The sequence below is a fragment of the Sphingopyxis sp. CCNWLW2 genome (assembly GCF_037095755.1).
Classification (GTDB): Bacteria; Pseudomonadota; Alphaproteobacteria; order Sphingomonadales; family Sphingomonadaceae; genus Sphingopyxis.
The window spans coordinates 1-14,896 of record NZ_JBAWKJ010000002.1; the positions used below are offsets into that span (position 1 = coordinate 1).

Below are 14,896 nucleotides of genomic sequence, written 5' to 3' on the forward strand. Positions count from 1 at the left end.
CTGCAAGGACCTCTCCGAAGAAAACACCCGTAAAATCATGTTCGAAAACGGAATGAACTTCATGAATCTCAAATATTGATCTCCCAGGGGTTTTCCCCTCTCAACGACTGGCCGGCGACGTGTTCGCCGGCCATTTTTTTTGGGAAGATTTGGCGAGAGGGCGGCGCGATCGAGGCCGGTCTAGTCGTGAACCCGTCCCGCTGACGCCTGCTGTCCGGCACGCAGCGCGGTCTCCAGATAGCGGTCAAGGTTGCGCTTCATCCGGTCGAGCGGCGCGGCCAATATCATTGCACCCATGCATCGGCCGTCGGGCTGATGGATCGGTACCGCGATTGCAGCGGTATCGCGCAGCATCTCGCCGAAGCTCGCGCAATACCCTTCCGCCCGGATTTTTTCGAGATTCGCTCGGATTGCTGCGGGATCTGTCTTGGTCTGACCGGTAAGCTGCCGCAGGTGAACGCGCCCGAGATAGGAATCGACGTCGGGCTCCGACCCGAACGCCAGCAGCACCCGCCCGGCCGCGCTGGCGTAAAGCGGCGCGCGGAGTCCGGCCTGCATCGAATAGCGAACGGGCTGCGAACTGTTGACCGCCTCGGTGTAAATGGCTTGGCCGATCTCCCAATCCGCGATCGCATAGCCGACCGACTCGCCTGTCTCGAATGCGAGCGCCTTGACCTGTGACCTGATCATCTCGGGCGCCGACCAGTTGCGCATGATCCGGCTCGCGAAGTGATAGGCGCTCGGTCCCAGTCGGTATTTCGTCCCTTCGAGCGTCAGATACTGAAGCTCGCAGAGGCCGCGTAGCGTGTCGAGAAAAGTGCTCTTGGGAACCGACAGGGCGGCGCTGAGTTCGCCAAGCCCGAGACCATCGGGCTTTCCGGACAGGAGCATCAGCAAGTCCAGTACCCGCGACATTGCACGCGGACCGCTCGATCGCCGCTCCAGACTGCCTGAATCTGTCGTCATCCACATTCCCCGTTATTTCCCGCCAACTCTTAGCCGTTCGAAATTTCGAACGCAATTCGAAAAACCGTTTGCAATGTCGAAGGGACTCGGTATGGTGACGTCATCGGACCGGTCACGAGTCCATGGATTATTGGGAGAGGTGAAAATGGCCACCAGTGCGTCCCGTACGATCAAGTCGGCACATCGCGTGCTCGAGATTCTCGAATATTTCGACCAGGACAGGCGGAGCGCCAGCGTGATGGAAATGTCGCGCGCGCTCAACTATCCGCAGTCGAGCACGTCGGAACTCCTGCGCTGTCTCACGCGGCTTGGCTATCTCCACTATAACCGCTTTCGCCGGGCCTATAGCCCGACCGCCCGTGTCGCGTTGCTCGGTGCGTGGGTGAAGCCATCGCTCTTTCGGGGCGGTCCGGTGCTGTCCGCGATCGACGAGGTGGCCAAGGCGACCGACGAGACCGTTATCCTGTCGACCAGCGCCAACTATGTCGTCCAGCATTTGCACGTCATCCACGGCAACAGCGAAGGCGCCGCAGATATTCATGGCGGCGAAACGCTACCTGTTCTGCACAGTCCGCAGGGCAGGCTGCTCCTTTCGAGCTACCGCAACGAACATGTGCGCTCGGCGGTCCACCGTCTCAATGCCGAGGAGGAGGATCTGGATCGCCGGGTCAACCTCAACGAGGTCATGGGCGAGTTCGTGGCCCTGCGTGAACGCGGATGGGTGATCGAAGAGATCGAAGGCGGAATGACCTGTATTGCTGTCCTGCTTCCGCGCCGCCGCAATCTCGACCGGCTGGTCGTCAGCATCGAGGCGCCGACTGAGAAGGTTAAGGACCGCACCGAGGAGATTCTCGACATTCTCCTGCAGAATCGCGACCGCATCGCGGCCCAGACACCCGAAGAACCGCGCTGCGGCCCGACCGCCGACAATGTCGTGCGGCTGCCCGAGACGATCAAGATCACCAATCATCGCCGCCACTTTGCCTGACAGGCGCGAGCTTTTCGCGCTTGTCGGCTAATCTGGCGCTTCTGGCCCGCGAGGGCGAGGTGAGGGTGGTCGAGCTCCCGGACCCGGGCGATCCGGGGCCGGGACAGGTTCGTCTGCGAATGGCGCACGCGCCGGTCAATCCGGCCGATCTTCTTTCCATCAAAGGCAACTACGCCTTCGCGCTCGACGCTGCGCTCCCGTTCGGCGCTGAAGGCGTGGGCATTGTCGAGGCGGTCGGCGCCGGCGTGTCCGACACGCGAACCGGCCAGCTTGCGCTCCCGCTTCTACGGGGCAACTGGTGCCGGGTGCGGGTCATGGACCGGCAGGCGATCATGCCCGTCCCCGCTGGCATCGATCCAGTCCGCGCCGCGCGTCTCCGCATCAATCCCGCGACCGCATCCCTGCTGCTCGACGCATCGGGGTGCAGGAGCGGCGATATTGTCGCGCAAAATGCCGCCGGCTCGTCGGTTGCGCGCTGGGTCCGATATTTTGCCGCCCAGCGGGGCATCGCGGTCATCGACATCGTTCGCCGGCCCGATCCGGATGTTCCCGGCGCGATTATCGATGGGCCGGAGCTGGCCGGCGACATTCTGCGTGCCACCGATGGCCGGCGCGTCAGCGCTGCGCTCGACTGCGTTGCCGGATCGGCAACCGACCGCCTTGCGCGCGCCGTTGCTCCAAAAGGGCGAGTATTGATATTCGGGCATTTGTCGGGCGAACCCGTCAGCATCAGCTCGCAGCTGCTCACCGGCGGATCGCTCAGCGTGACGGGTTTCAGCCTGCGGCCCGCGGAGAGCGAACTCGATCCCGGGGCGATGGATCGGATGTTCGAAACGATCTTCGCCGCCGAACTCGGCAACGGGCCTGATTTGACGCGGGAAACACGCGTACCATTGTCGCAAGCGGGCCGCGCGATCACGCTGGCGCGTGACGGCGGAGCGGGCCGCATCCTTCTCGATCTGGCGCAATGATATCGGGCATGTGAAGGCTGCCCGTGCTTTTGTTGACAGCGGCGCCGGATTTCCCTCTCAAATCCTCTCGCGCTGACTGGAGAGCAACATATGCAACTGGATTTCACGCCCGCCGAGATCGCGTTTCGCGACGAGGTCCGGTCGTTCCTGCGCGATGCGCTTCCCGACGACCTGCGTCAGAAAATGGTCGATCGCGCTCATCTTGGAAAAGACGACATCGTTCGCTGGCAGCGCATATTGAACGCGCGCGGCTGGGCAGTGACCCACTGGCCTGCCGAATATGGCGGCCAGCAGTGGACGCCGACCGAGCGCTATATTTTCCAGGAAGAGATGGCGCTGGCGCATGCTCCGGAGGGATCGCCCTTCAACGTGAACATGATCGGACCGGTCCTCTGCCGCTTCGGCACCCCCGCGCAAAAGGAGCGCTTCCTCGCTGCGACAGCGAACATCGATATCTGGTGGTGCCAGGGATTCTCCGAACCGGGTGCGGGGTCCGATCTCGCGAGCCTGAAGACAAGCGCGGTTCGCGACGGCGACCATTATGTCCTCAACGGGCAAAAGATCTGGACGACCCAGGCCCAGCATGCCGACTGGATGTTCGGGCTGTTCCGGACGGACAACAGCGGCAAGCAGCAGCAGGGCATCAGTTTCCTGCTCCTTGACATGCGTACGCCGGGCATCACCGTCCGCCCTATCGAGACGATCGACGGCGAGCACGACGCCAACGAGGTTTTCTTCGACGATGTCCGCGTTCCGGTTGAAAATCTCGTTGGCGAAGAGGGTCGCGGCTGGGATGTCGCGAAAAATCTTCTCGGTAACGAACGCAGCGGAATTGCCCGCATCGGGCTGTCCAAGGAGCGCTTGTCGCAGTTGCGCGCGCTCGAGGCGCAGCTGACCGCATCAGGCGAGCTCGCCGAGGAAGAGCGGCATGTGCTCGCGCGCAAGCTTGCCGAGGTCGAAGTCGATCTGCGCGCGCTCGAACTCACCCAGCTTCGCGTCGTCGCCGCCGACGCGCATGGCGGCGGTGCCAACGCGGCCGCTTCGATCCTCAAGGTCAAGGGTACGGAGATGCAGCAACGGATGACCGAACTCGTCACCGAACTCGCGGGACCTGCCGGGCTCGCAATGCCGCAGGCGGGCGGCCGCACAAACGACCCGGACGAGGGCTGGGTCGGCGCCGCCGCGCCCTTCTATTTCACAATGCGCAAGGTTTCGATCTTCGGGGGCTCGAACGAGATCCAGAAGAATATCATCGCCAAGACGCTGCTGGGACTTTGAACGATCATGGATTTTGAGCTGACCGACGAGCAGACGATGCTGAGCGAGACCGTGACCCGGCTCGTCGCGGAATCCTACGATTTCCAGCAGCGCGAACATGCCCTGCGAAGCGACACGGGATGGAGCCGCGAAGCCTATGCGAGTTTCGCTGAAATGGGTCTTCTCGGTCTGCCGTTTGCTGAAGAGGATGGCGGAATCGGAGGTGGCGGCGTCGAGATGATGCTCGTCATGGAGGCGGTCGGTCGCGGCCTCATGGTCGAGCCGTTTTTTGCGACCGTCGTGCTGGCGGGGGGCGTCCTGCGCCGCGCCGCCTCCGCGGCGCAGCGCGCGGCCATCCTGCCGGGCGTCATCGCGGGCGATACGATCCTCGCGCTCGCGCACAGCGAGCCCGGGCTCCCGCGCCACAGTCTCGATGCGCGTGTGGTCGCTAGACACACCGGCGACGGCTGGACGCTCGATGGGCACAAGATCGCCGTCATTCACGGTCAGAGTGCGGACCACCTCGTTGTGAGCGCGCTAAGCGATGCCGGCGTCTCGCTCTTTCTCGTCGAGCGTGACGCCCCGGGCGTCACGATTAGCGCCGCGCGCGGTTATGACGGGATTCCGATCGCGTCTCTCGCCTTGGCCGACGTGGGACTGCCAGCGAGCGCACTCATCGGAAGCGACGGCGAGGGCGCCGCGATCCTCGAGCGGGTCTTCGAGGAAGCCAATGCCGCGCTCGTCGCCGAGGCCGTCGGGGCGATGGCCGAGACCTTCGATGTCACGCTCGACTATCTCAAGACCCGCCAGCAGTTCGGAACCGCGATCGGCAGTTTCCAGGCGCTACAGCACCGGGCGGTCGAGATGCTGATGCAGCTCGAGCTTTCACGGAGCATGGCGATCCTTGCTGCAGTCTCGCTGGACATCGATCCCGGTCAACGCGCGCGGAACGTCTCCGCTGCCAAAGCTCTCATCGGCAAGTCGGGCCGGATCATCGGCCAGGAGGCGGTCCAGATGCATGGCGCGATCGGGATCACGTCCGAATATAAGGTCGGCCATGCGTTCAAGCGCCTGACCGCGATCGATGCGCTCCTCGGCGATCGGGATTTTCATATCTCGCGGCTCGTCGCGCTGCGCGGTGTCTACCCCGCCGCGGCCTGACCGCTCAAGCCCTTGGCAGGGAGGCTACGGCCCGCCGCCGGCCTAACTCGGACAGCGGTCGCCCGCGACAATCGCGCGGCTTTAGCCATCGGCGGCCTTGCGAAGCATGACTGCCCGGTCGCCATCGCGGACCACGACGAGTCGCATGCCGGGCTTGGTATAGTCCGCGAAATTCTCGAATTTCTCGCGGATCCCCGGGTTCAGTACGCGGATGAAACTGTCCGCATCGACGCGGAAACGGCGCTCCCCAAGCGTCCCGGCATCGACCGTGATCGAATCGGGCGCGACCGCGGTGACGGTCGCCGCAATCGCGCTCGGGTTTGCTGCCGACTGGACGCGCGAGTCGAAGGACAAGCGGATGCGATCGCTGTTGTTGGGCATACCGCAATGCGGCGTACTGGGGTGCACGATCAGAACGTCACCCGGCATATAATCCGTCGTCGCCCAGGCGTCGTCGGGGACCGCGTCGCGCGGGAAGGGGAAGGGCGAGCCCTTGCCTACATTATGGAAAAATCCGCGCTTGTTCTGACCGACAGCAAGCGCGAGGCCCCCCATCTCGCGAGGACATGGCGTCAGGACCACCCACACCGGTTTATAGTCCTGGATGCCCGGGCTGTAGAAGCCATCCTGATGCACCGTCGTGACAGGGCCGTTCGGCGGGTAAGCGCGATACTGGACGATCGGCACGGCGCAGGCGGGCTCGCCGAGAATCTTTTCCATCACCGCGATATTCGCGGGATGCTCGATCACGCTGCGCGCGATGCCGGCGAAACCACTATATTCTTCGATCGAATGCGGCAGCTGCCGTCCGGTGGCCTTGCCGAGCGGGTCGCCAGGCTCGGCGACGCCGAGTTCGATCGCGACTTCAAGCATCGCCTCACGCGCTCGTGCGATCGTTTCCGGGTCGAAAACGCCGCGGAGGAGCAGATATCCATTGGCTTGGTAGAATTCCTCGAGGGCGGCATGATCGTCGAGCAGATGGTTGCAGCTCTTCAGCTCGCGCGTGGGACGGACGTCGGTCACGCTGAGATCCTGCGCATCGGGCATGTTGATCGGTTCGATTTTCAAAGCCAGTTCCTCTTCCCACTCGCTGACCTTAAAATGGCAGCTGTCGTGCCCCGACTAGAACGCAGAAGCAGCACAAAAGGAGGGATGTGTTTGTGCAAGCTTCGGATCATTTCGATCATCTGCGCCGATCGGTGTCGATGTCGCGGAGCAGTTTCAATATGCCCATCACAGCGGCGTCCTGATGTTCTGCGATCTCGGCAACGCTCTTGCCGTCAGCGGCGGCGTCCATCTGGGAAATGAGTTCGGCCTGAAGATCCGGATCTCCGAGCGGCGGATCGGTCATCGTCGACCAGCGCTGCATGATGCCAGGGCTGAATTTTGGCAGGAAGGCGCCAAGCCCGCCGTCGCCGCCGGACGTATGGAAAGTCGTAAACTGTCCCTGGACCGCCCATTTGAGCGCCGGGCCGTGGGCGATCGCCCTGTCGATATCCTCGACCGACGCATAGCCTTCCGCCACCAGCCGCACCGCTTCACGAAACATGGCGCTTGTTAGCCGGTTGGCGACATGACCGAATATCTCGCGCTTGAGCCGAATCGGACGCTTGCCCATGCTGGTATATAGATGTTCCGCGAGATCGATCGCTTCGACGTCGCTGTCACCGCCGCCGCCCATCTCCACAAGCGGGATGAGGTGAACCGGATTGAAAGGGTGGCCGAGCACGAAACGCGCCGCGCCCTCAAGGCCAGCCTGCAATTCGCTGATTGGTAAACTCGAGGTGCTGCTCGCAATGACCACGTCGCGGGGTACCAGCCCATCTAGCTCAGCGAATAGCGCGCGCTTTTGCTCGGGCCGTTCGGGCGCGCTTTCCTGGACAAAGTCGGCCTCAGCGACCGCCTCTTCGAGCGTGGCGTGGAAGGATAATCTATGCTCCCACGCGTCGCTCCGAGCGGCGAGCCCGAGTTCAACCATCTGTGGCCACGCCGCGGCGGTGTGCGCGCGGGCGCGCTCGGCGGCGCCCTCCGCTGGATCGAACAGGCGGACCGAGCGGCCGTTGCCGAGGAAGGCAGCGACCCAGCCACCGCCGATGACGCCGCCGCCGACGGCGGCGACGGTTGCAATTTTATCGCGATAGCGCGCCATCCCGATCAATATCCCTGGAAGACCGGCTTTTCCTTGTTGGCGAATGCGTTTGTCGCCGACTCATAATCCTTGGTGAGCATCGTCAGCGATTCATAGGCGATCGACAATTCGCCGATCAGATTGAGCTGTGCCTTGAGCTGCTTGTTGACCGACGCCTTTGACCAGCGGACGGCCCAGATGGGCTGGCCCGCGATCTCGCGTGCGATCTTTACCGCTTCGTCGAGCACTTCCTCCTTGGGGAAGGCGTAATTGACGAGGCCGATCTCCTCGGCCTTTTTGCCGCTGAGGAGCTTGCCGCGCATCAGATATTCCTTGGCGCGCTGAGGCCCCACGAGCAGAGGCCACATGACCGAGCCGCCATCGCCGGTGACGAGACCGACGCGAACATGCGTATCGCCGAGCTTGGCATCGTCGGCGGCGATGCTCATGTCGCAGAAGGCGAACAGCGAGGTGCCGAGCCCGATGGCATCGCCATTGACCGCGGCGATGATCGGCTGCGGCGTCATCAGCAGCTGGTCCCACATGCGAAGGGTGTTGATGGGGACACGCAGCGCATATTTCAGTCCATATTCGGTCTGTGCACGTTCGGCCATTTTCTTGATGTCGCCGCCGGCCGAGAAAGCCTTGCCCGCGCCGGTCAGCACGATCACCTTGATCCGCTCGTCGCGGCCCAGCTTCAGCCAGATATCCTCGAGTTGCCAGTGATTGTGCGGCCCCACAGCGTTGAGCTTGTCGGGATCGTTCATCGTCACGATCGCGACCCCGTCCTCGCCGATTTCGACTTTGAAGAAATCGAACTCGCTATAGTCGATATCGCGCTGAAATTCGTTGGTTTCGCTCATCATTCTCTCCAGAATTCTTTGTTAAGAAGGGGTGTCAGGCAGCGGAACGCGTCCGCTGCCATTCGGCAAAGCTGCTGCCTTTTTCGGCAAGTTCGACGAGAAGCGCCGCGGGCGCGAGCGACGGATCGCCAGGCGTATCGGCAGCGAATTCGCGCAGGCGCGCGACGATATGCGGCAGTCCGATTTCGTCGGCATAGAACATCGGACCGCCGAGATGACGCGGCCATCCATAGCCATTGATCCAAACGAGATCGACGTCCGAAGCGCGAAGCGCGATCCCCTCTTCGAGGATGCGCGCACCTTCGTTGATCAGGGGGAAGATAAGTCGCTCGACCATCTCGTCTTCGGCGATATCGCGGCGCACGATACCGAGTTTTTCCGATGTCGCGACGATCAGCGCGTCGGTGTCGGGGTTATTGTGCGGCGTCCGGTCGCCGGGTTCGTAGCGGTAATATCCGCCACCCGTCTTTTGTCCGAGGCGGCCGCTTTCGACGATCGCATCGGCGATCGGAAAGGGTGTTCCGCGCCGCTTCCGGATCGAATAGCCGATGTCGAGGCCCGACATGTCGTTGGTCGTGAGCGGACCCATCGGGAAACCCAGGTTGGTCAGCGCGGCATCGACCTGCGGGGGGAAGGCGCCCTGCTGCAGCAGGCGTTCAGCCTGCGCGGAGCGCTTGGCGACCATCCGATTGCCGATGAAGCCGTCGCAATTCCCAGAGAGCACCGAGACCTTTCCGATCGCCTTGCCGACGGACATCGCTGTGAGGATCGCCTCGGGACCTGTCTTCTCGGCTTTCACCACTTCAAGAAGTTTCATAACGTTGGCTGGCGAGAAGAAATGCATCCCGACGAAATCCTCGGGCCTGGCGAGCACGGCGGCAATGTCGTCGACGTCGAGCGCCGACGTGTTTGTCGCCAGAACAGTACCGGGCTTCACGCGCTTTTCGAGGTCGGCGAAGATTTCCTTCTTGACCGCCATGTCCTCGAACACGGCCTCGATGATGATGTCGCTATCGGCAGCAGCCTCGCGGTCGGTTGCGGGCGTAATGAGGCCAAGGCGGGTATCCATCTGCCCCTGCGAGATCGATCCGCGCTTGAGCGACGTCGCATAATTCCCGCGAACGCGCTCCATTCCCTTGTCGAGCGCTTCCTGCGTGGTGTCGATGATAGTGACGGGAATACCTGCCGCGGCGAAGCACATTGCGATGCCGCCGCCCATCGTCCCGGCGCCGATGATCGCCGCCTTGTTGATCGGTCGCGGTTTTGCGTCGGCTGCGAGGCCCGGAATCTTGGCAGCCTCGCGCTCGGCGAAGAACAGATGGCGGAGCGCACGCGACTGGCTTCCCACCATCAATTCGCGATTGGCCGTGGCGTCGACCGCCAGCGCCTCATCGAGGGGAAGCGTGAACGACCGGCGCACTGCATCGACATTCGCCGCCGGCGCGAGTTGACCCTTGGCGCGCGCCGTCAGCTTCGCGGCGAGAGCGTCGAAAGCCGAGGGATCGGCGCGGGTCGCTGCGATCTTGTCTTCGCGGTCCCGCACAGCGACGACCGGGAGCCCCTCATCGATCACGCGCCGCGCATAGACGCGGCCCGCATCCTGCGCCTCGCCATTGCCGACGGCGTCGATCAGTCCCATTTCCAGCGCTTGGGGTGCCGCGACCGGTTTGCCGGACAGCACGAATTCCAGTGCCTTCTCGGGCCCGATGAGTCGCGGAACACGCTGGGTGCCGCCGCCGCCCGCGAAAAGTCCAAGGTTTATTTCCGGCAGGCCGACCTTGGCCGAGGGAACCGCCACCCGGAATGCACATCCGAGCGCGAGCTCGAAACCGCCCCCCAGCGCCGTGCCGTGGATGGCCGCGATGACGGGCTTGGCCGATGTCTCCAGCAGCACGATCACATCCTGCAGCGTCGGGGAGAGCCGCGGCTTTCCGAACTCGGTGATGTCTGCACCTGCAAAAAAAGTCTTTCCGCTGCAGCTCAGTACGATCGCCTTGACCGCTGCGTCGGCATCGAGGGCGGCGAGCGCGTCCGCAAGGCCTGTCCGAACGCCGATGCTGATCGCATTGACGGGCGGATTGTCGCTGACGATGAACCCGATGTCGCCTTCGACACGGGTCGAAATGATGTCTTTGGCCTCAGTCATGACAGGTCGATCGATCCTTCAGGAAACCGCGCGGGAGGCGGCAGGAATGTGAAGGTGCCAGAAGCGACCGAACCGTCCACCTTGTCAAGAAAACGGCCAGCGGCATGTCGAGGCATCGCGGATGTGAAGGATTGCGCTCGCGCCTTCGCATCCGTCGCTCGCGGGATTAGTCCATCATCGCTTGACGATCGACGGCTCGGCGCTGCGGCGACCGTGCACCAAATGAGAAAGTGACAGATGAACTTCGAGCTCACCGAAGAACAGACCATGTTCCGCGACGCGGTCTCCGCTTTTGCCCAGCGCCACTTGGCTGTCGGCGCGCTCGAGCGTGCCCATTCCGACGACTATCCTTGGGAGGTTGCGCGCCAGATGGCAGAGCAAGGGCTTATCGGCATCACGATACCCGAAGATAAGGGCGGGCTTGGCGGTTCGCTGATGGACGCGGTCATAGCGATCGAGACGATCGCATCGGTCTGTCCCCGCTCGGCCGACGTCGTGCAGGCCGGCAACTTCGGTGCCATCCGTACCTTTGCGCAGTTCGCGAGCGATGCGCAGAAAGAAGAATATCTCGCGCCGCTGCTTCGCGGCGAGGGACTGATCTCGGTCGCCATGACCGAACCCAATGCCGGGTCGGCGGTCACCGAACTGACCACGACCGCCGTGCCCGACGGCGATGGGTTCCGCATTACGGGCCAGAAGATTTTCACGACGCACGGCACCCACGCCACCGTTTTTCTGGTTTATGTCCGATATGGTCCGGGGACGGAGAATATCGGGTCGGTACTCATTGAGCGGGGCCAGGAGGGCTTCACCTTCGGCAAGCCGATACGGTTCATGTCGGGCGAAGAGTGGAACCCGCTGTTCTTCGACAACGTCTATGTCCCGAAGGATAAGGTGCTTCTCGGGCCCGGCGGGTTCAAGAAACAGATGGGTGGTTTCAATGTCGAGCGCATCGGGAATACGGCGCGCAGCCTAGCCCTCGGTCGCTATGCCTTCACGGCCGCGGTCGAACATGCGAAGACACGCCAGCAGTTCGGGCGACCGCTTTGTGACTTCCAGGGCCTTCAGTGGAAGTTCGCCGAGATGAAACTGAAGCTCGATGCGGCGCAGTTGCTCCTTTACCGGGCCGCTACCAACGCCGATGCGGGTCTGCCTTCTCCCGACGAGACGGCAATTGCGAAGGTCGCTTGTAATCGCGCCGGATTCGATTGCGCGAACGAGGCGATGCAAGTGATGGGCGGCGCGGGTTACAGCCAGGATAGTCTGGTCGAATATTGCCTTCGGCGCACGCGAGGCTGGATGATTGCAGGGGGAGCGATCGAGATATTGTTGAACCGCATCGCCGAAGGTGTCTTCGACAAGCGATTCCCCCAGGGCCCGGCAAAGGTCCGGGCGTAAGACGGACGAGAGGATAAGCGATGAACGAAATGACAAGGCTCGGCGCGCATCAGGATGTCACGCCCGACCGGATCCCGGCCGACGCTTATATATCTCCTGAGTTCGTACGCATCGAAAAGGAGCGACTCTGGCCGCGGATCTGGCAGATGGCTTGCCGTGCCGAGGAGATTCCGAATCCCGGTGACTTCTACACCTACGAAATCGCAGACGAGTCGATCTCGGTCGTCCGCAAACAGGACGGCGCGATCGCAGCCTATTTCAACGTCTGTCCGCATCGCGGCCGTCGTCTCACCGCGGGCTGCGGAAAGATGGGGAAATTCCACTGCAAATATCATGGCTGGCAGTGGTCGCTCGACGGCACCCCCGTCGAGATCGTCGACCGGCACCAGTGGGGCGATTGCCTGCAGGACGCCGACGTCAGCCTGACCTCGGTCAAGGTCGCCGAGTGGGGCGGCTGGGTATTCATCAACATGGACCCCGAGAGCGAGAGCCTCGAAACCTTTCTCGGCGAAGCCAAACGCCTCCTCGACCCATTTGAAATCGACGAGATGCGCTACGTCTGGCGCAAGACGATCGTGCTGCCTTGCAACTGGAAGACCGCGCAGGAAGCCTTCATGGAAGGTTATCATGTGCAGACGACCCATCGCCAGCTGCTCGCCTATCATGACGATCTGACTTACAGTCAGGCCTACGGCAATCATGCCATGTTCGGTTATGCGCCGACCGCGCTGTTCGGGCTGCCGAGCCCGCGGATCAGTGACCAGAGCGGCGACATCCGAAAGGGTCTCTACGAGTTCAATCGCGAGATCTGGAACACGCTGAAAGCGACGGCGACGCAGGAAATGCTTGCAGCCGGCGAGCGGTTGATGGAATTGCCCGAGACCGCCACGCCGTTCGAGGTGTTCGTAGCTTTCGCGCAGTTTCACCGCGAAGAAGCGGCAAAATCTGGCCGGCCCTATCCCGATATCTCGGCCGAGCAGCAGATGGCGGCGGGGACGGACTGGAATATCTTCCCCAATATGGTCTTCCTGCACCAGCCGACCAACATCCTGGCTTATCGTGCACGCCCCTATGGCGACGACCCCAGCAAATGCCGGTTCGACATTTACGTCCTCGAACGCTTCGCGCCCGGTACCGAACCGAAGGTCGAGGTCGAAGACGGCGGGGACGACTGGCGCGCGGTCGACTGGGGCCTCATCCTCGAACAGGACTTCCAGAATATGGAAGAGGTTCAAAAGGGCATGAAGTCGCAGGCCTTCAAGCAGGCGCGCCCCAATCCGGTGCAGGAAATCGAGATCAGCAATTTCCACCGCGTCTATCACGCATTTATCGCAAAGGCCGACTGAATGACCGCTCCGTTTGACGAGATCGCCGATTTCGTGATCGTGGGCTCGGGCGGCGGCTCGATGGCGGCTGCGCTTTATCTCGACTCGATCGGCAAGAAGGCGCTGATCCTCGAGAAGACCGACAAGTTTGGCGGGTCGACCGCGATGTCGGGCGGCGTGCTCTGGGTGCCGAACAACCATCTCCTCGCGCGCGACGGAATCGAAGACAGTCATGAAGCGGCCCGCACCTACATGGACGCGACGGTCGGCGACGACGGCGGCCCCGGGGCGACACCAGCGCGCAAGGAGGCTTATTTGCGCGAAGGGCCGCGGCTTGTGAAATGGCTCGAGGACCGCGGTATGAAGTGGCTCCGCACCGAGGGCTGGGCCGATTATTATGACGATCGGCCGGGCGGTTGTACGCGAAGCCGTTCGCTTGGCGCCCCCATGCTCGACGCACGCGAGCTCGGGCCGCTGTTCGACAAGCTGCGCCTCGGGCCGATGGTGATGCCGCTGCCGACCGACAAGGCCGGGATAATCGGCCTGGCGACGCGCACGCCCCGCGGCATGTGGGAGGGCACGAAGCTTCTCGCGCGCATGTGGCTCGTCAAGCGCCGCGGGAAGCCACTCCTGAGCTTTGGCGGCTCGCTCCAGGGGAGGATGTTGATGCTCGCGCACAAGGCCGGCATCGACATGCGCACCGAACATCCGATCGTCGAACTGATCGAGGAGGAGGGCCGAGTTACCGGGGTTGTGGTCCAGCGCGGCACCCGCCAGCTTCGAATCGCCGCGCGCGACGGGGTCCTGATCAATGCCGGCGGGTTTTCACACAATGCGGAGATGCGCCGCCAGTACGGCCCGCAGCCCAGTTCGACCGAATGGACGAATGCCAATCCGGGCGATACCGGCGAGATGATCCAGATCGCGGAAAAACATGGTGCCGCACTCGACCTGATGGACCAGGCCTGGTGGGTGCCCGGGACGATCCCGCCCGACCAGGGCACCGGTCCCGCGCTCATGCACAACACCGATATTTCGAAACCGCATTGCATCATCGTCAATCGGCAGGGGCGCCGGATCCTGAACGAGAGCGGCTCCTACATGGAGAATGGCCAGCGCCTCTACCAGAATGACGTGCCAGCCTATGTCATCCTCGATAGCCGTCACCGCAAACGCTACGCTTGGGGATATTATCCGCCCGGCAAGACGCCGCCCGAGTGGATCGACAGCGGCTGGATGAAGATGGCCGATTCGATCGAGGAACTCGCCGGCAAGACCGGCATCGACGAGGACGGGCTGCGCAGCGAGATCGCGAAGTTCAACGGCTATTGCGAAACCGGTAAGGACCTCGACTTCAACCGGGGCGGCCGCGGCTACGACAACTGGTTCGGCGATCCGACGGTCAAACCCAATCCCAATCTCGGCAAGATCGACAAGCCGCCCTTCTACGCGATGGAACTCGTGCCGGGTGACGTCGGGACTTCGGGGGGCATGGTGACCGACGAACATGCGCAGGTCCTGCGCGGGGACGGATCGGTCATTCCGGGCCTGTACGCGACAGGAAACTCGACGGCGTCGGTGATGGGCCGTTGCTATCCGGCCGCAGGGGCAAGCATCGGTGCATCCTTCATCTTTGCTTGGATCGCCGCGCGTCATGCCGCAGGCCGCAACGATTAGCTTTCGGCCATGACCG

At 62.9% G+C, this 14,896-nt stretch carries 12 protein-coding genes; 7 read left to right on the forward strand and 5 right to left on the reverse strand.

The genetic code is table 11. The features are described 5' to 3' along the window. Positions 1-180 precede the first annotated feature (180 nt). Complete coding sequence (locus tag V8J55_RS11175; RefSeq protein WP_336445739.1) at positions 181-972, reverse strand: IclR family transcriptional regulator; 792 nt, start codon at positions 970-972, stop codon at positions 181-183. A gap of 139 nt (positions 973-1,111) precedes the next feature. Here V8J55_RS11175 and V8J55_RS11180 point away from each other — a divergent pair, with 139 nt between their 5' ends. The 4 genes from V8J55_RS11180 (at position 1,112) to V8J55_RS11195 (ending at position 5,343) form a co-directional block, all read left to right on the forward strand. Next, positions 1,112-1,954 (forward strand): IclR family transcriptional regulator, encoded by an 843-nt coding sequence (locus V8J55_RS11180; RefSeq protein WP_336445740.1) that lies wholly within the window; start codon positions 1,112-1,114, stop codon positions 1,952-1,954. Between the two features lie 65 nt (positions 1,955-2,019). Next, positions 2,020-2,925: an alcohol dehydrogenase catalytic domain-containing protein gene (locus tag V8J55_RS11185; RefSeq protein ID WP_336445741.1), complete on the forward strand. Its 906-nt coding sequence runs from the start codon at positions 2,020-2,022 to the stop codon at positions 2,923-2,925. Positions 2,926-3,015: 90 nt separating this feature from the next. Further along, positions 3,016-4,203, forward strand: a complete 1,188-nt coding sequence (locus V8J55_RS11190) for an acyl-CoA dehydrogenase family protein (protein WP_336445742.1) — start codon at positions 3,016-3,018, stop codon at positions 4,201-4,203. 6 nt (positions 4,204-4,209) lie between these two features. Next, positions 4,210-5,343 (forward strand): acyl-CoA dehydrogenase family protein, encoded by a 1,134-nt coding sequence (locus tag V8J55_RS11195; protein ID WP_336445743.1) that lies wholly within the window; start codon positions 4,210-4,212, stop codon positions 5,341-5,343. 81 nt (positions 5,344-5,424) lie between these two features. Here the strand turns inward: V8J55_RS11195 and V8J55_RS11200 are convergent, their stop codons facing one another. The 4 genes from V8J55_RS11200 to V8J55_RS11215 all read right to left on the reverse strand — a co-directional run bounded on the left by V8J55_RS11200 (position 5,425) and on the right by V8J55_RS11215 (position 10,480). Then, the gene (locus V8J55_RS11200) at positions 5,425-6,411 is read right to left on the reverse strand and encodes a phytanoyl-CoA dioxygenase family protein (RefSeq protein ID WP_336445744.1); all 987 of its coding nucleotides are present in this window, start codon (positions 6,409-6,411) and stop codon (positions 5,425-5,427) included. Between the two features lie 115 nt (positions 6,412-6,526). Continuing rightward, positions 6,527-7,492, reverse strand: a complete 966-nt coding sequence (locus tag V8J55_RS11205) for a 3-hydroxyacyl-CoA dehydrogenase NAD-binding domain-containing protein (protein WP_336445745.1) — start codon at positions 7,490-7,492, stop codon at positions 6,527-6,529. Positions 7,493-7,497: 5 nt separating this feature from the next. Then, entirely contained in the window at positions 7,498-8,334 is an 837-nt protein-coding gene (locus V8J55_RS11210) for an enoyl-CoA hydratase/isomerase family protein (RefSeq protein ID WP_336445746.1), read from the reverse strand. A gap of 34 nt (positions 8,335-8,368) precedes the next feature. Beyond that, the gene (locus V8J55_RS11215; protein WP_336445747.1) at positions 8,369-10,480 is read right to left on the reverse strand and encodes a 3-hydroxyacyl-CoA dehydrogenase NAD-binding domain-containing protein; all 2,112 of its coding nucleotides are present in this window, start codon (positions 10,478-10,480) and stop codon (positions 8,369-8,371) included. A gap of 237 nt (positions 10,481-10,717) precedes the next feature. Here V8J55_RS11215 and V8J55_RS11220 point away from each other — a divergent pair, with 237 nt between their 5' ends. The 3 genes from V8J55_RS11220 to V8J55_RS11230 are packed head-to-tail and all read left to right on the forward strand — an operon-like array spanning position 10,718 to position 14,880. Next, a complete protein-coding gene (locus V8J55_RS11220) occupies positions 10,718-11,878 on the forward strand; it encodes an acyl-CoA dehydrogenase family protein (protein WP_336445748.1) in 1,161 nt (386 codons plus the stop codon). A gap of 20 nt (positions 11,879-11,898) precedes the next feature. Continuing rightward, positions 11,899-13,224: an aromatic ring-hydroxylating oxygenase subunit alpha gene (locus V8J55_RS11225; RefSeq protein ID WP_336445749.1), complete on the forward strand. Its 1,326-nt coding sequence runs from the start codon at positions 11,899-11,901 to the stop codon at positions 13,222-13,224. Next, entirely contained in the window at positions 13,225-14,880 is a 1,656-nt protein-coding gene (locus V8J55_RS11230) for an FAD-binding protein (protein ID WP_336445750.1), read from the forward strand. The last annotated feature ends 16 nt before the right edge of the window (positions 14,881-14,896 follow it).

Coding starts and splice junctions, on each gene's coding strand:
- V8J55_RS11175 (WP_336445739.1), bottom strand. CDS start 972: ATGTGGATGACGACAGATTCAGGCAGTCTGGAGCGGCGATCGAGCGGT.
- V8J55_RS11180 (WP_336445740.1), top strand. CDS start 1,112: ATGGCCACCAGTGCGTCCCGTACGATCAAGTCGGCACATCGCGTGCTC.
- V8J55_RS11190 (WP_336445742.1), top strand. CDS start 3,016: ATGCAACTGGATTTCACGCCCGCCGAGATCGCGTTTCGCGACGAGGTC.
- V8J55_RS11195 (WP_336445743.1), top strand. CDS start 4,210: ATGGATTTTGAGCTGACCGACGAGCAGACGATGCTGAGCGAGACCGTG.
- V8J55_RS11205 (WP_336445745.1), bottom strand. CDS start 7,492: ATGGCGCGCTATCGCGATAAAATTGCAACCGTCGCCGCCGTCGGCGGC.
- V8J55_RS11210 (WP_336445746.1), bottom strand. CDS start 8,334: ATGAGCGAAACCAACGAATTTCAGCGCGATATCGACTATAGCGAGTTC.
- V8J55_RS11215 (WP_336445747.1), bottom strand. CDS start 10,480: ATGACTGAGGCCAAAGACATCATTTCGACCCGTGTCGAAGGCGACATC.
- V8J55_RS11220 (WP_336445748.1), top strand. CDS start 10,718: ATGAACTTCGAGCTCACCGAAGAACAGACCATGTTCCGCGACGCGGTC.
- V8J55_RS11225 (WP_336445749.1), top strand. CDS start 11,899: ATGAACGAAATGACAAGGCTCGGCGCGCATCAGGATGTCACGCCCGAC.
- V8J55_RS11230 (WP_336445750.1), top strand. CDS start 13,225: ATGACCGCTCCGTTTGACGAGATCGCCGATTTCGTGATCGTGGGCTCG.